Raw genomic sequence first — 19,018 nt, 5'->3', positions numbered from 1 at the left:
CAGGTTTAATGTAGCCTTGGCGGCGTGGTGATGTCTAGCGATTCATCGATCCCACCCTCCGGCCCCGATCAGCCGTCGACACAACGCGGCCGCAGTACCCGACGTGCCTTGATGGACGCCGCGCGCGTGGTCATCTCCAGAGTCGGGTACGCCGAGACGCGGGTTATCGACATCACCACCGAGGCCGGGAAATCCGTCGGAGTTTTCTACAACTACTTCACCGACAAGGCCGAGTTGCTGCGCACCATGGTCGATGAGTTCCGCGATGACGCCTATGCGCGCGGGGACACGGTGGCCACCAGTGATCGCCCGCCCCATGAGGTGATCAGGGACATCGTGACGGTGTACTGGACCACCTATCGCGAGCACGCACCGGTCCTCTCCGGCGTGTTCCAGGCGGCACAGGTCGACCCCACATTCGTGGATTACTGGCGCAACCTGCGGGCACCGGCACGCACGATGATCGCCAACAACATCCGACACCTGCAGGCGCGCGGGTACTGCCCCGGCATGGATCCCGACATCACTGCCTCGGCGATCGGAGCGATGCTGGACTACTTCTGTTACGTCTGGCTGGTGGAAGGCGGCGAAAGAGGGCGCAGCGCGGTCACCGACGAGGAGGCCATCGACACATTGGCGCGCATCTGGTTCAACGCGCTGTGGTGGAAATCCGAAGGCGCCCATGGCGCTACCTGACTGGGTGGTCACACTTCTGTCCCGCGCCGGACTCACGCCAGTGCAGGCCCAGCCACTGACCGGAGGGGTGTCCTCTGAGGTATGGCGGGTCCGGCTCAGCTCTGGGGAATCGGTGGTGGTCAAGCGCGCCGTCGAACGGCTACGCGTGCAAGCGCAGTGGGTGGTTCCGCTGGAGCGCAATACCTTCGAGGCGCGCTACCTCGCAGCCGCCGCCACGATCGTTCCGGCATTCGCCCCGCAGATCGTGGTGGCCGACGACGATCTGCACGCGTTCGCGATGACCGATCTGGGCCCAATTCCGTCCTGGCGAGATGATCTGGCGGCCGGCCGCGTCGATGCGGACGTGGGCGCCGTGCTGGGTGACCGCCTTGCCGCGATACACGCCCAAACCGCCGGTAACGACTCGACAGCACGCGAATTCGCGTCAGACCATCTATTCGAGGCATTGCGGATCGAGCCGTATCTGCGTTACTCGGCAGTGCGTTCCCCCGCGCACGCTGCCGCCTTGTCGGAGCTCGCGCACGATCTAGCGGATACACACATCGCGCTCGTCCACGGAGACGTCAGCCCAAAGAACATCATCGTGACCCGCGACGGACCGGTGCTCACCGATGCCGAATGCGCCTGGTACGGAGATCCCGCCTTCGATCTCGCGTTCTGCCTCAATCATCTACTACTCAAGCGGATATGGAAGCCACAGCACCGTGCGCTACTACAGGAAACGAGCACTCGGCTGCTCACCGCGTACTTGCGAGGCGTTTCCTGGGAGCCGCCAGATGCGGTGGCCGCCCGCATCGCGCGGTTGCTGCCCGCGTTGGCGCTCGCCCGTATCGACGGGCGTTCACCCGTGGACTACTTGTCTACCGCGCAACGTGAATCATTGCGTACACGGGCCGGGAGGGCGCTACACGAATCGGCCACGGACCCCTTGGCCGTCGCACAACAGTTGGAAGGGCTATGACCGGAACACGAATCAGCAGAGTCCACGCCCGACGAGTATGGGACTCCCGGGGGCGTCCGACCATCGAGGCGGAGTTGCTGCTGAGCGACGGCAGTACCGGGCGCGCAATCGCCCCGGCAGGCGCGTCCCGCGGCAGCGGTGAGGTTACCGATTTACGGGACGGCGGCGGGCCTTTCGCGGGGTACGACGTGACAGCGGCCGTGGCCGCGGCCCGCGGGCTGGCGCACCATCTGGTAGACGTCGACGCCGCGAATCAGCAGGCCGTGGATGCGGCGCTGACGGCTGCCGACCAATCGGCCGAGTTCGCAGCCATCGGCGGCAATACCGCGGTGGCGATGTCCATGGCGGCCGCCCACGCCGCGGCCGCATCACACGGAATCCCGTTGTGGCGGTATCTGATCGGTGACAAACCGGCCGCGATGCCGCTGCCCGAGATCCAAGTGATCGGTGGGGGCGCGCACGCGGCGCGCCGGACCGACGTCCAGGACTTCATGGTGGTACCCGCTGCGGCGAACACGATAGAAGAAGGCCTCAACTGGCTAGCGGAGATTCACCGCGCCTGCGGAGCAATACTTTCCGACCGAGGCAGACTCGCCGGCGTTGCCGATGAGGGTGGCTGGTGGCCGATGGTGGACTCCAACGAGGATGCCCTGGAGCTACTGGTGGCCTCCATCGAACGCGCTGGTTTGCAGCCGGGGACCCAGGCCACAATCGCCCTGGATATCGCGTCGACTGAGTTCGGTAGCGGCGGCCGCTACCGCCTGGGGCTCGATGGCACCGAGCTCGACTCCGACGCATGGTCGGAGGTTCTGATCGGTTGGATCGATAAGTACCCGATCGCCTCCATCGAGGACCCGCTAGCCGAGGATGACCCGGCAGCGCTGGCAGCCTTCACTCAAGCAGTGGGACATCGTGTCCTGGTTGTCGGAGACGATTTCACGGTGACCGACGCCGGCCGGGTGCGGCGAGCAACCGAGTCCGGCGCATGCAACGGCTTACTGGTAAAGCCGAATCAGGCGGGCACGCTCAGTGCCGCCAAGACCGCACACGACACCGCTCACGACTGCGGATGGGACACCATCGTGTCCGCGCGATCCGGCGAAAGCGAGGATGTCACCATCGCGCACCTGGCGGTCGGATGGGGAGCCGAGCAACTCAAGGTGGGCTCCATCACCCGATCCGAACGCACCGCCAAGTGGAACGAGCTGCTCCGCATCGACGAACAGCTTGGCGGAGCACCGATTCGGCTAGGACGATTGTCCCTCGGCTAGGCACGTTTTGGTCGCCTAATCGAGATCTCGGGTGCGGACCGCCCCGAAGCGGGCTAGCGTAGAAACTGTGCCTATCGCATCGGGATCGGCGCACGCCGAGGGAGTGAACCGGCTACTGCGAAGTTACCGGGCCATTCCCACGACGGCGACTGTCCGCTTGGCTAAGCCCACGTCAAATCTGTTCCGCGCAAGGGCAAAGCCGACTACACCGGGCCTGGATACTTCGGGGCTTACCGGTGTCATCGACGTGGACCCCGTCAACAGGACGGCCGAGGTGGCCGGCATGTGCACGTACGAAGACCTGGTGGCCGCCACGCTTGCCCACGGACTCTCACCACTGGTCGTACCGCAACTCAAGACGATCACGCTGGGCGGAGCGGTAACTGGACTCGGCATCGAATCGGCGTCCTTCCGCAATGGGCTTCCACACGAGTCGGTTCTGGAGATGGACATCCTCACCGGCTCCGGTGAGATAGTCACGGCAGCACCGGATCGTCTGGCGGATCTGTACCGGGGATTTCCCAACTCATACGGCACACTGGGCTACTCGGTGCGCCTGCGCATCCAACTAGAACCCGTCAAGCCATTCGTGGCCCTGCGGCACATAAGATTCCACAGCCTCGAAGAACTGGTGTCGGTCATGGAATCGATCGTGAACACCGCCGCCTACGAGGGCGAGTCCGTGGACTATCTCGATGGCGTGGTGTTCGCCGCCGACGAGTGCTACCTATCCTTAGGTGCTCTGACGGCTGCGCCAGGCCCAGTGAGCGACTACACGGGGCAACGCGTCTACTACCGATCCATTCAGCACCCCGACGGAATCAGCAACGACCGCCTGACAATTCACGACTACCTATGGCGCTGGGATACCGACTGGTTCTGGTGTTCCCGGGCCTTCGGGGCGCAGAATCCGGGTATCCGCCGGCTGTGGCCGCGGAAGTACCGGCGCAGCAGCGTGTACTGGAAGCTGATCGCCCTGGACCAGCGCTATGACATCGCCGACCGTATCGAGAGGTTTAACGGGCGACCCGCCCGGGAACGTGTGGTTCAGGACGTCGAGGTACCGATCTCGCGCACCCCGGAGTTTCTGCGCTGGTTCCTCGATGAAATACCGATCGAACCGGTGTGGGTGTGTCCGTTGCGGTTACGTGACAGCGAAGGCTGGCCGCTGTACCCGATACGGCCGGGGCAGACATATGTCAACATCGGGTTTTGGTCATCGGTGCCCGCGGGCGCCGTCGAGGGAGCGACTAATCGGCTCATCGAACGCAAGGTCAGTGAGTTAGGAGGACACAAGTCGTTGTATTCCGAATCCTTCTATACACGCGATGAATTCGAGCCCCTCTACGGTGGCGAGCACTACCAGACGCTGAAGAAGACGTACGACCCGGATAACCGATTGCTGGATCTCTATGCGAAGGCGGTGCGGCGACAATGACAACGACACAGGCCAAGAATGCGCGGGGCGAAAACGGCAAGCTTTCGCTGGCCGAAATCTTGGAACTCATGGCAGCCGGTGACCTGCCGCTGCGCTTCAGCGCGTATGACGGCAGCACCGCAGGGCCCGAGAACGCCGAACTGGGGCTCGACCTGCTGACGCCGCGCGGCACAACGTATCTGGCTACAGCACCCGGGGATCTAGGGCTGGCACGCGCATATGTCTCCGGTGATATCGAAATGCAGGGGGTACACCCCGGAGACCCCTACGAGCTGCTGAAGGCCATGGCCGAGCGGCTGGACTTCAAGCGCCCACCGGCACGGGTGCTGGCCAATATCGTCAGATCGATAGGACTTGAGCATCTGCGCCCCATCGCCCCGCCGCCACAGGAGGCCCTGCCCCGTTGGCGGCGGATGGTCGAGGGCTTCCGGCACAGCAAAACGCGCGATTCCGAAGCCATCCACCACCATTATGATGTCTCAAACACGTTCTACGAGTGGGTGCTTGGCCCGTCGATGACATATACGTGTGCCTGCTACCCCGATGCCGAGGCCACATTGGAAGAGGCGCAGGAGAACAAGTACCGGCTGGTATTCGACAAGCTGGCACTCAAGGCCGGCGACCGGCTACTGGACGTGGGCTGTGGATGGGGGTCGATGGTCCGGTACGCGGCCCGGCGCGGTGTGCGGGCCACCGGTGTCACGCTGTCGGCCGAGCAAGCGGCCTGGGCGCAGAAAGCCATCGCCGACGAGGGCCTCGCGGACCTGGCCGAAGTTCGTCACGCCGACTACCGCGACACCACCGAGCGTGAGTTCGACGCCGTCTCATCGATCGGCCTCACGGAGCACATCGGCATCGCGAATTATCCCGCGTACTTCCGGTTTCTGCAGTCACGGCTGAAGACCGGCGGTCTGCTGCTCAACCACTGCATCACGCGGCCCGACAATCGAACATCTGCCGTCGCAGGGTATTTCATTGATCGCTATGTATTCCCTGATGGGGAGCTGACCGGATCTGGGCGGATTATCACCGAGATACAGAACGTCGGGCTGGAGGTGCTGCACGAGGAGAACCTGCGCCACCACTACGCACTGACGCTCAAGGAGTGGTGCGCCAACCTCGTCGAGCATTGGGATGAGGCCGTTGCCGAAGTGGGTGAGGCCACCGCGAAGGTGTGGGGGCTGTACATGGCCGGGTCGCGGCTGGGCTTCGAGCGCAACGTGGTTCAGCTGCACCAGGTGCTGGCCACGAAACTCGACGAGCGAGGCGGCTCCGAGTTGCCGCTGCGCCCATGGTGGCAGCCCTAATTGGGGTCGATCTTACGGGCGCCCAGCTCGTTCTGAAGTAGCTCCAGCGCGACCTCTTCCGGATCGCGCCGAGGCCCAGCCTCGCTCTGCCCGGCCTCGGCGAGCATCTGCTCCTCCTCGTCCTCGGGCGACGGCGGCTCGGGCTCAGGCTCCGGAACCGGCTCGGGATCGGGCGTGGGACGGCTGGGCCGCGTCACCACGCGTGGGGCGGCCTTGGCGGGACGCGACGCAGCGGGCGCGGCGGCCTCGGCGCTGCCCACGTCGCAGCGGATCTCCCAGTTGACACCGAGCGCATCCCTCAACGCCTCGCGGATGACCTCGGCATTGCGCGACTCGGTGATGCGCTTGGCTAGTGGCGGCGAATCGTGCGACAGCACAAGGGTGTTGCCATCGATGGCGCGCACAGTGGCGCCCGACAGCATGACCTCGGTGGTGCGGCTCCGATCCCGCACCTTGGCGCGGATCTCCGCCCAGGCATTGCGCACAGCGGTGGTGTCCAGCGCACCGGGCTGACGCGGTTCACGAGCAGGTTCGGGCTCCGGTACTGGGGCCGGCTCCGGCTCTGGCTCGGGAGCTGGTTCCGGCGCGGGTGGCTCAGGGATTGGCGTGGGTTCCGGAGCCGGCTCGGGCTCAGGGGCCGGCTCGGGTTCCGGACGTGGCGCGGGCGGCTCAGGCGCCGGGCCGGGTATCGGCGCGGGTGGTTCAGGGGCCGGGCGGGGAGGTTGGGGCGCCGGAGCGGGTGACGCAGCAGTTTCCGCGGCCGGGGCAGCAGCCGCTTGAGATTTACGGACAAAGCGTGGCGCGGCGCTGGCGCCGTCCGCCTCCGGCACCGACATGTCCAGCCGCTTCTCGATGCGCTCGACACGTTGCAGCACCGCCGATTCCGCATCGGTAGCCGAGGGCAGTAGCAGCCTCGCACACACCACTTCCAACAGCAGCCGCGGCGCTGTCGCACCGCGCATCTCCCCCAGACCCGCATGCAACACCTCGGCATACCTGGTCAAGGTGGCGGGACCGATGCGCTCGGCTTGCTCACGCATGCGCTCAAGCACATCCTGCGGCGCATCCACCACCCCACGCTCCACCGCATCCGGAACAGCCTGCAGCACAATCAGGTCGCGGAAGCGCTCAAGCAAATCGGTGCCGAACCGGCGTGGATCGTGCCCGGCATCCATCACACCCTCAATCGCACCGAACACCGCGGCGCCGTCACCGGCGGCAAGCGCATCCACCGCATCGTCGATCAACGCGATATCGGTGACACCCAACAGCGAGAGTGCCCGCTGATAGGTGACGCGTTCCTCATCGGCCCCGGCAAGCAGCTGATCGAGTACCGACAAGGTGTCACGCGGAGAGCCGGCGCCGGCCCGGATCACCAATGGGTACACCGGGTCGTCAACGGACACGTTCTCTTGCGCGCAGATGCCTTCGACGAGCGTACGCATCGTCTTGGGTGCCAGCAGACGGAACGGATAGTGGTGGGTCCGCGACCGGATGGTGGGCAGCACCTTCTCCGGCTCGGTGGTGGCGAAGACGAAGATCAGGTGCTCGGGCGGCTCCTCGACGATCTTGAGTAGCGCGTTGAAGCCCGCCGTGGTGACCATGTGCGCCTCATCGATGATGAAGATGCGGTAGCGCGATTGAGCCGGCGCGTAGAAGGCACGGTCGCGTAGCTCACGGGTGTCATCGACACCGCCGTGGCTGGCGGCGTCGAGCTCGATGACATCGACATTGCCCGAACCGTTGGGCGCCAACGCGACACAGGATTCACACGTTCCGCACGGCGTCGAGGTGGGTCCCTGCACACAGTTCAGGGAGCGGGCCAGGATGCGGGCAGAAGACGTCTTGCCGCAACCGCGGGGCCCCGAGAACAAATAGGCGTGATTGATCCGGCCGGCATCCAGGGCAGTGGTCAACGGTCCGGTGACATGCTCCTGGCCGACGACTTCGGCGAAGGTCGCCGGGCGATACTTGCGGTACAGGGCCACGGAGAGCAAGGGTACCGGCGCCCACAGACGGTTACGTGCGCCCGCCATGAGCCCAGCGGTCGCCGCCGGTCATATTGTTTGCTAGTGTCCGCTCATGCCTACCAATAAGGTGAGCGCCACAACTGTGCTGGCCGCCGGAGCAACCGCCCTAGTCATGACCTTTACCTCGGCTTGTTCTCATGACTCAACCGATGGACAGCCAACAGAAAGTTCGCCTTCGACGAGTATTCCGACTGCGTCCACACTCGAGGCGAAGTTACCTACCGCCGCGCTGGAAAGTCTCATGCTCGCGCGGACCGACTACCCCGAAGGGAACGGCAAGTTCCTTGTCCAGGACAAGGCGGCCATCCAGAAGGACGATGCGGAGCGGCCCGACCCGGTGGTCACCCCGGCCATCTGCGCTGATGTGGTCAACGAGGACAAGAAGAATGACAAGCTCGACGAGGCGCGCACCAAGTATTCGACCGAGACCCTAGATGCGGACAGCACAGTCGCGCTCGGCACAGACGGTTCTTTCGCCAAAGCCGAAGAGGGCGCGAAGAAGTGCCCCACAGTGACCTTTGAGATGAGCGGGATCACCGTCAACGCCACTGTGACCTTCGCCGATGTTCCCGGGGCAGCGGTGGAAGCCAAGAAGCTCGTGCTGGTGGGCCACGCGACAGCCGCCGGGCAGCAGGTTCCCATCCAAAGCAGCATTCTCGGCGCTTTTCCTCGCGGGACGTCGGTAAAGGTATCGGTGACTCGGACCGCCGAGCCGTGGACCGCCGAGGATGACGCCCTGGCGCTGGCCCTGCTCAATAAGCAGATCGCCAAAGTCCAAGAAGCGCCGTAGACGGCGGTAATCTTCGTTAAAGTCCGCGCATGAAGACACCTTGCGTTGATATGAGCACTGCGTTAGCGGTCGGCGCGAGTGTCATCGCGCTCGCATTCACCGCCGCTTGCTCCCGGGAATCCCGGGAGACGCCGAACGATCCGGCGGCATCGTCGTCGAGTTCGCAACAGTCGGCCGAACCGACCGTAAAACTGCCCATCGGCCCGGCGACCGCATTGCTGCTCACCCGGGAAGACTTCCCCGCCGGCAATGGCACGTTCACCATCGAGGACAAGCCCAAGTTGGACCAGGAAAAAACTGGTAAATCCAAGCCGGAGAAGGTCGATCCGCCCGGGTGCTACGAGTTCATTTCCGAGGGCGACGGCGATTACGACAGGGCGCGCGCCAAGTACGACGCCGACACCGTGATGGCGGAGAGCAGCGTCGGGCTGGGGATCAAGCAATCGTTCGACGAGCTTGCCCAGCGTGCTCAAGAATGCGCCTCGGTTCAGATGGAAGGTGATGGGGTGGCGATGAAAGCGAAGGTCTCCATCGCTGATTTACCCGGGGCCGCAGTGGCGTCCAAATTGGTCAAGGTCGGCGGTCTTCTCGGGCCCGACGGCGACCAGATAGGTGTCGAATCGCATATCGCGATCGCGCATCCTCGCGGAACGACCGTCAGGATCGAAGTCGACCGGTTCATCGATCCGTGGACACCCGAACAAGACACGTTGGTGTTGGATCTACTCAACAAGCAGATCACCAAGGTTCAGAACGCCCCGTAAGCCGGTCTGCACACAAGTTGGGGGAAGTCCTGTGACGCGCATACTGCCCATCGGCGCGATATCCGCTGCGCTGATCATCGTCTCGGCGTGCACCAGCGTCGTGGAGGGCGAGGCGAAGACAGACGGCTCGCCCGGCCTGCCCAACGGCGACCCGGAAAGTCTGCTCCTACCGCGCGAAGACTTTCCGGCCGGTGCCGGCACCTACGAGGTGCTCAAGCAGCCCGGCGACGATGGCCCCAGCGTGAGCCCGGTTGAGTGCAATATTTTCGTCAATCACGACACCGTGCCCTTCGAGCAGGCCGCCGCGCAATACGAGGATGGAGCCATCCGGGTGGACGTGGTGGTCGGCAAGGGCATCACCGACTCGTTCTCGGCACTGGAAGAAAAGGCCGGGCGGTGCAAGTCCGTCACCCTGGATCTCGACGGAGTTGAGGGGACGGGCAGTGTCAAGATGGGGAAGGCTTCCGGGGCCACCGTAGACACGACCGAATCCGTCTTCAGCGGAGGCCTGGGCCTGGGTGGTGAGCAGACCGTCGAAATCACCATCAAGACGCTCACAGCGCATCCGCGCGGCGCCACGGTGACCGTCAAAGTCCTACGCGCCATGGAGCCGTGGTCCAGTGACGATGACAAACTGGCGCTGACACTGCTCAACAAGCAGGTTGCCAAGGTGCAGAACGCACCCTAAGCGCCACGCTCCAAAAGCTTTTCGGTCGCCGCTAGCAGCGCGCAGGTCGCCAGGCCGTCAACGGCGGCGCCAACTGTCTCCAGCGGCGGAAACGTGGGTGCCAGACGAATGTTCTTGTCGTCTGGGTCGTTTCGATACGGGAACGTGGCCCCCGCTTCGGTGAGCGCAATGCCGGCTTCCTTGGCCAGCGCAACCGTGCGCTTGGCGGTGCCGTCGAGCACATCGAGGCTGATGAAATATCCGCCCTTGGGCTCACTCCACGACGCGATCTTGCTCTCACTCAACCTATCGTCCAGGATCTCAAGTGCCAGTTGGAATTTAGGCGCAAGGATCTGCTGATGCTTCTGCATATGCAGCTTGACACCCTCGGCGTCACCGAAGAAGCGCAGGTGCCGCAGCTGGTTCACCTTGTCGGGCCCGATACTGCGCTTGCCGGCGTGCTGCAGATACCACGCGATGTTGGCCAACGATCCGCCCAAGAAACTGACTCCCGCACCAGCGAAAGTGATCTTCGAGGTGGAAGCAAAGATCAACGGACGGTTGGGGTGTCCCGCAGTCTCGGCAAGCCCCAGTAGATCCACGTTCCGGACGAAGTCGTGCGTGAGCGTGTGCACGGCGTAGGCGTTGTCCCAGAACAATCGGAAGTCCGGTGCCGCTGTATTCATCTGAACCAGCCGACGGGCGACCTCCCACGAGTAGACAGTGCCCGTCGGGTTGGAGAAGACGGGAACGGTCCACATGCCCTTGATCGCAGGATCGGCGGCGACCAGTTCCTCGATGAGGTCGACGTCGGGGCCGTCCTCGCGCAGCGGGATGGGAATCATCTCGATGCCGAAGGATTCGGTGATCGCGAAATGGCGGTCGTAGCCCGGGGCTGGGCATAAGAACTTGAGTGTTGACTCTTGGCGCCAAGGACGCGGCGAGTCGACGTTGCCGTGCAGCAGCGAGTACACGATCACGTCATGCATCAGCGAGAGGCTGGCGTTGTTGGCCGCGATCAGGTTGGGCGCAGGAATACCGAGTAACTCACCAAAGATGGCCCGCAGCTCGGGTAGGCCGTTGCCGCCGCCGTAGTTGCGCGTATCGGTGCCATTGCCGTCGAGATAGTCGCCTTCACCAGGCAGCGCCAGCAGACCGTTGGACAGGTCGAGCTGCTCGGGCGCGGGCTTGCCTCGGGTGAGATCCAGCGATAGGCCCTTGGCCTTGAGCTGACTGTAGTTCTCCTGTTGCAAGCGATGCTGAGCTGCGAGTTCGTCGGAACCGAGCGACAGGAATGACACGGCTTTCCCCTATTCGTCCCAGTGGGGCATCCGGAGGCGCGATCTTCGGAAAGGGGACCCCGCGCACCCGCCAGAGCCCGTTGACCCTTGCTGCCTTCCAGCCCTGGGGGAGTTCACAGGATGGACGCCGCGCGGGGTCCGGCCTCCCAGTCTAATAGGACGGGGTCAGCTGCCTTTCCTCCCCCAGCGTTAACTGTGGTGGGGGTATCCATTGGGTGGCGCCGTTGGGGTGTTTCGGGTGGTCCAGCCGTGGTTGAGGAGACGGTGATGCGGTGCGCAGGCGAAGGTGAGGTTGTCGATGTCGGTGGGGCCGTCGTGGGCCCATTCGGTGATGTGGTGGGCCTCGCAGAGGTATCCGGGGACGTGGCAGCCTGGGTGGGTGCAGCCGCCTCACCGGCGATCAAATCCTCGATCGACTCAGCGCAGACAGCATCAACCGCCGCCTCCACCACCCCAATCGAACCCATGTTCGAACACCAACGACTGTCACCGACAGCCATCGCCGACACTCAGATGCGCGCGCCAGCAAGCAGATCGATCGCTTCGGCCGCCACCTGTTGAGGCAGCTCAATGCCGGGGAAGTGTGTTTCGCCCCCGAGACGACGGTAGCTAAACCATGGATGGCGGGCGGCGAAATCGTCGTGAAGTGCGTCGTACTCCCCGATCTTGGGATGTGAGAACACGTGCCGGATCGCGCACGGTTCCGCCAGAGCCTCCATGCGCCGCATCGGCGATCCCCAGGTTCGGTAGGCCTCGTCAATCACCCGGCCAGCACGAGCCCACATGTCAAAACCGTGACCGCCGCTGTCGTATCGCACGTGATCCAGCACCGCTTGATTGGTGGTCCCCGCCAGCCACGACTGAACGAGGCCATCACGCCCTTCCTTCCAGCGCTCTGGATCCTGGATACCGTGCAGCGCGGCAACGAACTCCCGCGGTGCTGGCGTCATGATGAGATCGAGGATCATCACGGCCGGGACCCGCTGAGCGCCGAGCCGATCAGCGATCTCGAGCGCCGCCCATCCACCGTGCGCGTGGGCGATTGGTACGAAACTGTCCACCTCAAGCGCATCCAGCAGGCCGATCGTGTCTGCCGCCATCTCGTCAATACCGAAGTCGCCAACTAGATTCCGATCGGGCCCATGCCCGCGCCAACATACGCGGACCGTCCGCTGCGCTGCCCGTAGATACGGCAGCATGCCGTCATACGCGCGAAGATCGTGCGCCCAACCGCTCAGCGTGACGAACACCGGGCCTGGTTCATGCCCCTGGTCATCGAAGGCGATCTGCACGCCATTGACAGTCTTTGTGGTGATCATGCGGCACTCCTTTTCTTGATCAATTGGGAAGTCGCGGAACTGCGGCTGCGGCCCAGTGCGCCCAGCAGCGGCCCACGAAGCACCTCCGGTACGGAGCCGATGAGACGCATTCGGTACGAAGTGGTTTGAGCCTTCTCGATGGGCGGACGAAGTGCTTGCTCCCACCGATTCAGGCCGTCCTCGACATCGGCGCTCTCTGATACGGCGGCGGCCAGGCCCACGGCGCTATTCATCGCGGTCCCACCACCTTGGCCCACATATGGCGGCTGCGCATGGGCGGCGTCACCGAGTACAGCTACCCGCCCATGGGACCAGGTGCTCAATCTGATGAGTTCAAAATTGTCCCAACGGATCAACGCGCGGCCGCGGGCTGCGTCGAACACCGGCACAAGAAGGGGGAATGCTCGTGCCCAAGCGGCAAGGTCCAGTTCAGGGCCGACGGTCGCGGTATCGTCATTGTCGGCAACAAACGCCAAATATGTCTGTGTGGCCGTGCACGGCGTGTACAGCAGACGTCTTCTGCCCCCTAGGAACTCGTGATGTTGATCGACGTCCATCCCTGGGATGAATGGCCTCTCCCCCGACACCATGACGCGTGCGGCGCCCTGACGCATGCGGATGCGCCGATACGAGATTCCGAGCCGATCACGTAGCAGCGAGTGCACGCCGTCCGCCGCAACCACCAGATCGGCTCGGGTGCTTGTACCCGTGCTGAATTCGACAGTGCCGTCCGCAGTGGCGGAGACAGCCGCCGATCCTGTACACACCTCGACGCCCGCATGTTCCGCCGCCACATGCAACGCGCCGATAAGCCGGTCACGCAACAATGTCACGCACCGCGCACCTCCCGGCTGATTGACGTCAATGCGGTACAACGGTCTGCCATCGGATGCGCGAACCGTGATCGCCGGTGCCTCATATGCATCGTCAAGCCCCTCTGCCGCCGCCCCAATGGTGTCAAGTGCTTCAAGGCCGTTGTCCCACACATAGATCCCAGCGCCTACCGTCCGGATTCGGGTGTCGCGCTCATGCAGGCGCACGGTCCATCCCCGCAACGCCAGTGCAGTGGCAGCCGTGAGGCCACCAATTCCACCGCCGACCACCTCGGCGTGCCCGCTGCTCATACCGCTCCCGTTTCTCTCAGCGCTTCAAGGAAGTTGGGCAAACGCTGCCTGGCCCGGTCGGTGTACCGACCAGCGCTCGCTCTCCGGCACGCCCGACCGTGCGAACGCTGCCCAATCGGCGCGCATCGACGTACCGAGTTGAATCGCGGCCGCTGCGCCTGGCGGGCTCAACATGGGTGCATTGCGCCATGCCGCCTCATCCCCGAATAGCAGCGGCAGATCAATGCAATGGCAGGCGCCCAACGGCGCACCCGGGTCGAGCTCGCCCACCCGAAACCGAAAGACCCTTGCTCCCGCGACCGCCAGCTTGTCGGCAAACCGCGTTGTCGCGCTGTCGAAGAATCCGTCGATGAACTCCGGCCCAGTACGTCGACCGAGAAATGCCGCGAACTCGTCGGTGGTGTTGCCCAGCATGACGTCGAGGTCGCCCACACCGTCCCACGGCTCTGCCGCACCTTCGGAGGGCCACGGATCGACACCAGCGATGGGAAGGAAAGGTGGAGCGAATGGCACTCCAGAAGCAGCGAGTTCGGACGCCGCCGCCCCCTGGGCACGTAGGATCTCTTCAACGGAAGCCTGCCCTATCGGAACAGCCAGATGACGCAGCACGACTTCCCCAACCCGCTCGGCGTCAGCAACCGCCTGGTAGGCCAAGCCGAGCGGAGCACTGTGCAGGATTACGCGGCGAAAAAGGCCACGGGTAGCCGGAATTGATAGCATGGCCACGACGGCATGGGCGCCTGCGGACTGTCCGGCAACGGTGACCACCTGGGGATCACCACCGAATTCAGCAATGTTTTCCCGCACCCACTCAAGCGCGGCAATCTGATCACGCAATCCTAGGTTGCCCTGGGAAATGCCCGGTGCGCGCATATATCCCAACACACCCAAGCGATGACTGACCGCGACGACAACAATCCCCGTCTCTGCCACGAGCCGACTCGCGTCATAGCAGGACCATGAACCGCTGCCCGTCACATAAGCCCCACCGTGCAACCACACCAGCACCGGGTGGCCCGCCGGCGACGGCCGGGCCGGCGCGGTGATCGTCAGCCCGAGACAGTCCTCCGACATCGGTCGCACCTCAGGACGTCCCATCACGGTCTCCAAGCGCGACGGATTCTGCGGCGCGATGCCCGCCACCTGCCCACGTTCACCGGCAGCACACGGCTCGGGTGGACAGAACCGCGCGGCATGCGCATAGCGAATATCTCGATGAACGACGACGTCCACGACCCTCACCTCCATATCGCAAGTCGACTTGCGATATGGGGACACTACGTTTGTCGCATCGACAACGCAAGTCAGTTTGCGATAATTGGAAGGTGTCGACCGAGAAGAAACCACAGATCCGCGGCGTAAATCTTGAGCGCGCCGTGCTCGCCGCGACACTCGCTCAGATAGAAGCCGTCGGCATCGAACAAACACGGATCGCCGAGATCGCAGCCCGGGCCGGGGTTCATGAGACGTCCATCTACCGGCGCTGGAAAACGCTGCCGAGACTGTTGGCGGACGCGCTGATCATTCACATCGACGCGGACATCCCCATCCCCGACACCGGCTCACTCCGCGAAGACCTGATGAGCCTGGCCCGCGGTTTGGCGCAGTTTCTGGAGACGCCCCATGGTGATGCCCTGATGCGTGGCACCGTCCAGGTAAGCGACGATCCTGAGGTCGCCGAGGCACGCCGCGAATTCTGGAACCGGCGATTGACTGCCGTCGAGGCGATCGTGCAGCGTGCCCTGGTCCGCGGCGAGGTGCGTCCCGGCGTCGACGCACGCACCGTCGTGCTGACCCTTGGCGGCTACGTACACCTGTGGGCCGCACATCTAGGCCAAACAGCAGATGACCTCGCGCTGGACGAACTCGTCGACCTGATTATCGACGGCGTCAGCGCGGGCCGCTAAACACCGGTCAATCCCAACAACTCGGCGCCGTTGTGGTCCAGGATCGCCGACGCATCCTCAGCCGACAGGCCTTCTTCGATATAGGTCGCGGAACTGACGTACCTGGGGCCTGCCTGGTACGGAAAGTCCGAACCGAAAATCAGCCGGTCGACCCCCAACGAAGCAACCGCCGCGCGCAGTGCGGGCGTGTGGTCATGCCCGACGGTGTCGTACCAGAGCCGGCGGGCGGCATCCCTCGGCGCCTCCGGACACTGCGTCGCCTCCCACTCGGTGACCTGTCGGTGCGCACGCTCCAACACCATCGGCAGCGCACCGCCCAGGTGACACGTCACGATCTTCATATCCGGATACCGCGATGGAACACCCGCCACAATGAGGTGCATGATCGCGACGGTGTCCTCGATGGGCGCCCCGATAGACCACGTCAGGGAGTGGTCGGTGATCAGCGACGATTCCGCGCCACACCCCGCGGGGTGCACGAAAAGGACTGCCCGCCTGCGGTTCAGCTCCGCATACAACGGATCGAAGATCGGATCGGCAATGGATCGACCGAGCACCGAGGTGGTGATCGAGGCGCCATACATACCCAGTTCGTCGATAGCCCGTGCCAGTTCCTCCAGTGCAGCCGGCACATGCGGCAGCGGCAAGGACGCCAGCGCCCCGAACCGCCCCGGATACTCACTCGAGAGCTTCGCGTACTCGTCATTGATAAAACGGGCGCTCGCCACCGCCGCCGCCTGATCCTCGAAATGCGGCGATGCCGGTGTCGCGGTGAGGATCTGCAAGTCAACCCCCGCCTCATCCATCAGCTCGAAACGCCCATCCAGATCGTCACGCGTGGCCCCTGCGCCGAGCCCACGATGGACATCGGTGGCGGGACGCCCGTAGCCGTCCAACAGCGAAAGATACTCATCGGACCACAGGTGAGCGTGAATGTCGATGCGCACACTTGTCATGCTAGTACCGGAACGCCCGTTGCCAGCGGTGTGAGCAGCTCAGCGAATATCCCCACCCCGTCGCGGGTCAAGATCGACTCAGCATGGAACTGAATCGAGGCAAATCGCTTCGCACGCAACGCATGTACCTCACCGGTCACCGCGTCCGAACTGATCTGCACCCGGCCCGCCGGCGTATCCAGCCATTCGCTGCCGGTGACGGCGGCGAAGGTGTTGTAGAACCCGACGTGCCGCTCGGTACCGAACAAATCGATCTGCCGCTGTACGCCCTGATTCGGCTGCTCCTTGCGCCGGATGGGCAGACCGAGCTGACGGCACAACACCTGATGGCTCAGGCAGATCGACAAGAACGGCACACGCTGCGTCAGTGCCGCCTTCGTCAATGCGGTAAGCGCGGCAATCTTGGGCATATCGATCGCAGTCGGGTCCCCAGGACCGGGACCGAGCACCAGGAAATCATGCGATCCGGGATGGATCTCCTCGTCGAACCGGCGGATGTCCACCCGCAATCCCAGGGCCCGCAGCTGTAATCCGATCATCGACGTAAAGGTGTCTTCCGCGTCGATCACCAGCGCGGTGCGGCCCGCCAAGTTCGCGGCACTCTCCCCGGACCCATGCCCCAGCCAAAAGGAGCCGATGCCGGTGTTGCGACTGGCGAGAGCCTCCGTCACCCGGGGATGACTACGCAACTCACGGCGCGTCGTCAACGCCGAAAGCAATCCCGCTGCCTTACTGCGGGTTTCGGCTGCCTCACTCGCGGGATTGGAATGCCGGACGATGGTGGCGCCGGTACCCGCCGTCAGCGCACCGTCCGCCGAGATCTCCGCGGTACGAATAAGGATCGCCGAATCCAGCTGCCGCACGCCGGCCGAATCCGCACTGATCAACGCCGCTACCCCGCTGTAGTACCGGCGGCCCTTGGGCTCGTATCGCTGGATCACGCGGCACGCGTTCTCCAGCGGACTTCCGGTCACGGTGGGTGCGAACATGGTCTCGGCCAGGATCTCTCGTGGATCGCGATCCGTCACACCCGAAATCAGATACTCGGTATGGGCGAGCCGGGCCATCTCCTTGAGATACGGTCCCTGGACCTGGCCACCCTCGGGGCAAATGCGAGCCATCATCTTCAGTTCTTCGTCCACCACCATGTAGAGCTCATCGGATTCCTTGGTGTCCGCAAGGAATTCCATGACGGCATCCAGACTCGGCCCATTGGCGTCATAGCGATAGGTGCCACTGATCGGGTTCATCACCGCCAGCGAATCCTGCACGCTGATATGGCGTTCCGGTGTGGCTCCGATGAATACTTGGTTCCCGGTGCTCACCAAGAAGGTCCAATACGCGCCCCTCTCGCGCTCTAACAGTCTGCGGAACAGGGTCAGTGCGGTGTCGATCGAGTAATCATGCAGCTGAACAAGCAGGTTCCGCTTCAGCACAAAATTTGCGCCGGCGCCCTGGCCGATCTCCTCGGAAATAATCCCTGAGGCCAGCCGCGCGTACTCCTCGTCATCAATATCGAAATCACTGTGTCCCACCACTACCGGATGTTCGGAGATACGGTCCAGCACATCGGACAGTGCCGCCGACTCCTGCTCCTCGATCACCAGGGCCAAGAGCGGGGCACCGTCGTCAGGCGCTACGAATCCACGCTCGACGATTTGCCGATACGGCACCAAGGCCAATAGATCATGCCCAGGGTGCGCATCTCGAAGCGGCAGGTCGGCAATCCGCTCGACGGCGGTCACCGCACCGCTCACGACGTCGACGGTGTCGGGCGCACCGGATTCCGGCCGGTAGAGCAGCGCGAACGGTCCGGCGCCTCCGGCCAGCACGCGCCCCAGCAGATCGCTCATGTCAGCACCTCTCCGGCAACGGTCAGCACGGCACACCGCCGTGCTGCGTACTCCAATGCCATCCAATGTGATTCGTCGTCAAAGTCCGCGATCGCGTCGGCGACCAAGAAGGTCTCGATATCGTGGGTGAACGCGTCTACCGCCGTCATCAGCACACCGACATGTGCGTAGACGCCACAGATCACCAACTGGTCGCGCCCGGCAGCATGCATGCGCTCCAGCAGCGCCGAGCGGTGGAATGCGCTGTAGCGCCACTTGGTGAACACCCAGTCACCCGCGTCCGGAGCGATGGGATCGACGATCTGACGGTGCTCCTCGTCAACGCGCATCCCCGGGCCCCAAAAATCCTTGAGCAGGCCCCGCTGTTCCTGGGTCATGCTGCCGGGTTGCGCTGTGTAGGCGATCGGGATACCTGCCGCCACGCTGCGATCACGGATGGCGGCGACGTTACGCACCAATGCCTGGCGCAAGGAAACCGGAAGTGGCTCCAGAAAATAGCGCTGCATATCGTGAATGAGCAGCACGGCCCGGTCGGGGTCGATCCGCCAGGTTGCCGTGTTAGACGGCAGCAGGTCGACTGTCGGCAAGTCATATTCGGCGATCATGGGAATACCGCGAGTGGCGGTCGTCATTG

General features: G+C 63.9%; 17 protein-coding genes, 1 other RNA gene and 1 pseudogene. 9 read left to right on the top strand and 10 right to left on the bottom strand.

What is annotated here, in order from left to right; all coding sequences use genetic code 11:
* Positions 1-24: 24 nt before the first annotated feature.
* The 5 genes from MAB_RS01730 to MAB_RS01710 all read left to right on the top strand — a co-directional run bounded on the left by MAB_RS01730 (position 25) and on the right by MAB_RS01710 (position 5,673).
* Positions 25-696: a TetR/AcrR family transcriptional regulator gene (locus tag MAB_RS01730; RefSeq protein WP_005087056.1), complete on the top strand. Its 672-nt coding sequence runs from the start codon at positions 25-27 to the stop codon at positions 694-696.
* A complete protein-coding gene (locus MAB_RS01725) occupies positions 683-1,657 on the top strand; it encodes a phosphotransferase family protein (RefSeq protein ID WP_005083666.1) in 975 nt (324 codons plus the stop codon). The genes MAB_RS01730 and MAB_RS01725 overlap by 14 nt, the downstream gene beginning before the upstream one ends.
* Positions 1,654-2,928: a phosphopyruvate hydratase gene (gene eno / locus MAB_RS01720; protein ID WP_005083669.1), complete on the top strand. Its 1,275-nt coding sequence runs from the start codon at positions 1,654-1,656 to the stop codon at positions 2,926-2,928. The genes MAB_RS01725 and eno overlap by 4 nt, the downstream gene beginning before the upstream one ends.
* A 67-nt stretch (positions 2,929-2,995) precedes the next feature.
* Positions 2,996-4,366: an FAD-binding oxidoreductase gene (locus MAB_RS01715; RefSeq protein WP_005121857.1), complete on the top strand. Its 1,371-nt coding sequence runs from the start codon at positions 2,996-2,998 to the stop codon at positions 4,364-4,366.
* The gene (locus MAB_RS01710) at positions 4,363-5,673 is read left to right on the top strand and encodes a class I SAM-dependent methyltransferase (protein WP_005083673.1); all 1,311 of its coding nucleotides are present in this window, start codon (positions 4,363-4,365) and stop codon (positions 5,671-5,673) included. Before MAB_RS01715 ends, MAB_RS01710 begins: the two co-directional genes overlap by 4 nt.
* Here the strand turns inward: MAB_RS01710 and MAB_RS01705 are convergent.
* Positions 5,670-7,661 carry a DNA polymerase III subunits gamma/tau gene (locus MAB_RS01705; protein ID WP_005092044.1) on the bottom strand — a complete coding sequence of 664 codons (1,992 nt, stop codon included), beginning with the start codon at positions 7,659-7,661 and terminating at the stop codon, positions 5,670-5,672. The two genes, MAB_RS01710 and MAB_RS01705, sit on opposite strands and share 4 nt — an antisense overlap.
* A 283-nt stretch (positions 7,662-7,944) precedes the next feature.
* On the opposite strand from MAB_RS01705, the gene MAB_RS01700 reads away from it, so the two are divergent.
* Genes MAB_RS01700 through MAB_RS01690 form a run of 3 tightly spaced genes read left to right on the top strand, consistent with a single transcriptional unit; the run spans position 7,945 to position 9,945 of the window.
* Positions 7,945-8,493, top strand: a complete 549-nt coding sequence (locus MAB_RS01700) for a hypothetical protein (RefSeq protein ID WP_005072456.1) — start codon at positions 7,945-7,947, stop codon at positions 8,491-8,493.
* Between the two features lie 29 nt (positions 8,494-8,522).
* Positions 8,523-9,257 carry a hypothetical protein gene (locus MAB_RS01695; protein ID WP_012296292.1) on the top strand — a complete coding sequence of 245 codons (735 nt, stop codon included), beginning with the start codon at positions 8,523-8,525 and terminating at the stop codon, positions 9,255-9,257.
* Between the two features lie 31 nt (positions 9,258-9,288).
* Positions 9,289-9,945 carry a hypothetical protein gene (locus MAB_RS01690; RefSeq protein ID WP_005090565.1) on the top strand — a complete coding sequence of 219 codons (657 nt, stop codon included), beginning with the start codon at positions 9,289-9,291 and terminating at the stop codon, positions 9,943-9,945.
* On the opposite strand, the gene MAB_RS01685 is transcribed toward MAB_RS01690, so the two are convergent.
* From MAB_RS01685 to MAB_RS01660, 6 genes and pseudogenes are all read right to left on the bottom strand, one after another.
* The gene (locus MAB_RS01685) at positions 9,942-11,225 is read right to left on the bottom strand and encodes an aspartate aminotransferase type Ic (protein WP_005083681.1); all 1,284 of its coding nucleotides are present in this window, start codon (positions 11,223-11,225) and stop codon (positions 9,942-9,944) included. The two genes, MAB_RS01690 and MAB_RS01685, sit on opposite strands and share 4 nt — an antisense overlap.
* A 48-nt stretch (positions 11,226-11,273) precedes the next feature.
* Positions 11,274-11,368, bottom strand: an RNA gene (gene ffs, locus MAB_RS01680) — signal recognition particle sRNA small type.
* An 8-nt stretch (positions 11,369-11,376) separates the two neighbouring features.
* Positions 11,377-11,612: pseudogene (locus tag MAB_RS25340) on the bottom strand (HNH endonuclease signature motif containing protein); the annotation flags it as partial.
* Between the two features lie 122 nt (positions 11,613-11,734).
* Complete coding sequence (aqdC, locus tag MAB_RS01670; protein ID WP_005112966.1) at positions 11,735-12,544, bottom strand: alpha/beta fold dioxygenase AqdC; 810 nt, start codon at positions 12,542-12,544, stop codon at positions 11,735-11,737.
* Entirely contained in the window at positions 12,541-13,668 is a 1,128-nt protein-coding gene (locus MAB_RS01665; RefSeq protein WP_005090569.1) for an FAD-dependent oxidoreductase, read from the bottom strand. Before MAB_RS01665 ends, aqdC begins: the two co-directional genes overlap by 4 nt.
* A 24-nt stretch (positions 13,669-13,692) precedes the next feature.
* Positions 13,693-14,901, bottom strand: coding sequence for a carboxylesterase family protein (locus MAB_RS01660; protein WP_005083690.1), 1,209 nt, complete (start codon positions 14,899-14,901; stop codon positions 13,693-13,695).
* A 92-nt stretch (positions 14,902-14,993) separates the two neighbouring features.
* On the opposite strand from MAB_RS01660, the gene MAB_RS01655 reads away from it, so the two are divergent.
* Positions 14,994-15,575, top strand: coding sequence for a TetR/AcrR family transcriptional regulator (locus MAB_RS01655; RefSeq protein WP_005083692.1), 582 nt, complete (start codon positions 14,994-14,996; stop codon positions 15,573-15,575).
* Here the strand turns inward: MAB_RS01655 and MAB_RS01650 are convergent.
* The 3 genes from MAB_RS01650 to MAB_RS01640 are packed head-to-tail and all read right to left on the bottom strand — an operon-like array spanning position 15,572 to position 19,016.
* Positions 15,572-16,522, bottom strand: coding sequence for an amidohydrolase family protein (locus MAB_RS01650; protein ID WP_005112965.1), 951 nt, complete (start codon positions 16,520-16,522; stop codon positions 15,572-15,574). The two genes, MAB_RS01655 and MAB_RS01650, sit on opposite strands and share 4 nt — an antisense overlap.
* Positions 16,523-16,527: 5 nt before the next feature.
* Entirely contained in the window at positions 16,528-18,384 is a 1,857-nt protein-coding gene (locus tag MAB_RS01645) for a phenazine-specific anthranilate synthase component I (protein WP_005112964.1), read from the bottom strand.
* Positions 18,381-19,016, bottom strand: coding sequence for an isochorismatase family protein (locus tag MAB_RS01640; protein WP_005083697.1), 636 nt, complete (start codon positions 19,014-19,016; stop codon positions 18,381-18,383). The genes MAB_RS01645 and MAB_RS01640 overlap by 4 nt, the downstream gene beginning before the upstream one ends.
* Between the last annotated feature and the right edge of the window lie 2 nt (positions 19,017-19,018).

The sequence above is a fragment of the Mycobacteroides abscessus ATCC 19977 genome, assembly GCF_000069185.1.
Classification (GTDB): Bacteria; Actinomycetota; Actinomycetes; order Mycobacteriales; family Mycobacteriaceae; genus Mycobacterium; species Mycobacterium abscessus.
The sequence above is the reverse complement of the archived record's forward strand: the minus strand, read 5'-3'. Positions and strand labels throughout refer to the sequence as shown.

Excerpts from the sequence above, each read along its gene's own strand:
- MAB_RS01700 (WP_005072456.1), top strand. The coding sequence starts at position 7,945 with ATGCTCGCGCGGACCGACTACCCCGAAGGGAACGGCAAGTTCCTTGTC.
- MAB_RS01645 (WP_005112964.1), bottom strand. The coding sequence starts at position 18,384 with ATGAGCGATCTGCTGGGGCGCGTGCTGGCCGGAGGCGCCGGACCGTTC.
- aqdC (WP_005112966.1), bottom strand. The coding sequence starts at position 12,544 with ATGATCACCACAAAGACTGTCAATGGCGTGCAGATCGCCTTCGATGAC.
- MAB_RS01640 (WP_005083697.1), bottom strand. The coding sequence starts at position 19,016 with ATGACGACCGCCACTCGCGGTATTCCCATGATCGCCGAATATGACTTG.
- MAB_RS01665 (WP_005090569.1), bottom strand. The coding sequence starts at position 13,668 with ATGAGCAGCGGGCACGCCGAGGTGGTCGGCGGTGGAATTGGTGGCCTC.
- eno (WP_005083669.1), top strand. The coding sequence starts at position 1,654 with ATGACCGGAACACGAATCAGCAGAGTCCACGCCCGACGAGTATGGGAC.
- MAB_RS01695 (WP_012296292.1), top strand. The coding sequence starts at position 8,523 with ATGAAGACACCTTGCGTTGATATGAGCACTGCGTTAGCGGTCGGCGCG.
- MAB_RS01725 (WP_005083666.1), top strand. The coding sequence starts at position 683 with ATGGCGCTACCTGACTGGGTGGTCACACTTCTGTCCCGCGCCGGACTC.
- MAB_RS01710 (WP_005083673.1), top strand. The coding sequence starts at position 4,363 with ATGACAACGACACAGGCCAAGAATGCGCGGGGCGAAAACGGCAAGCTT.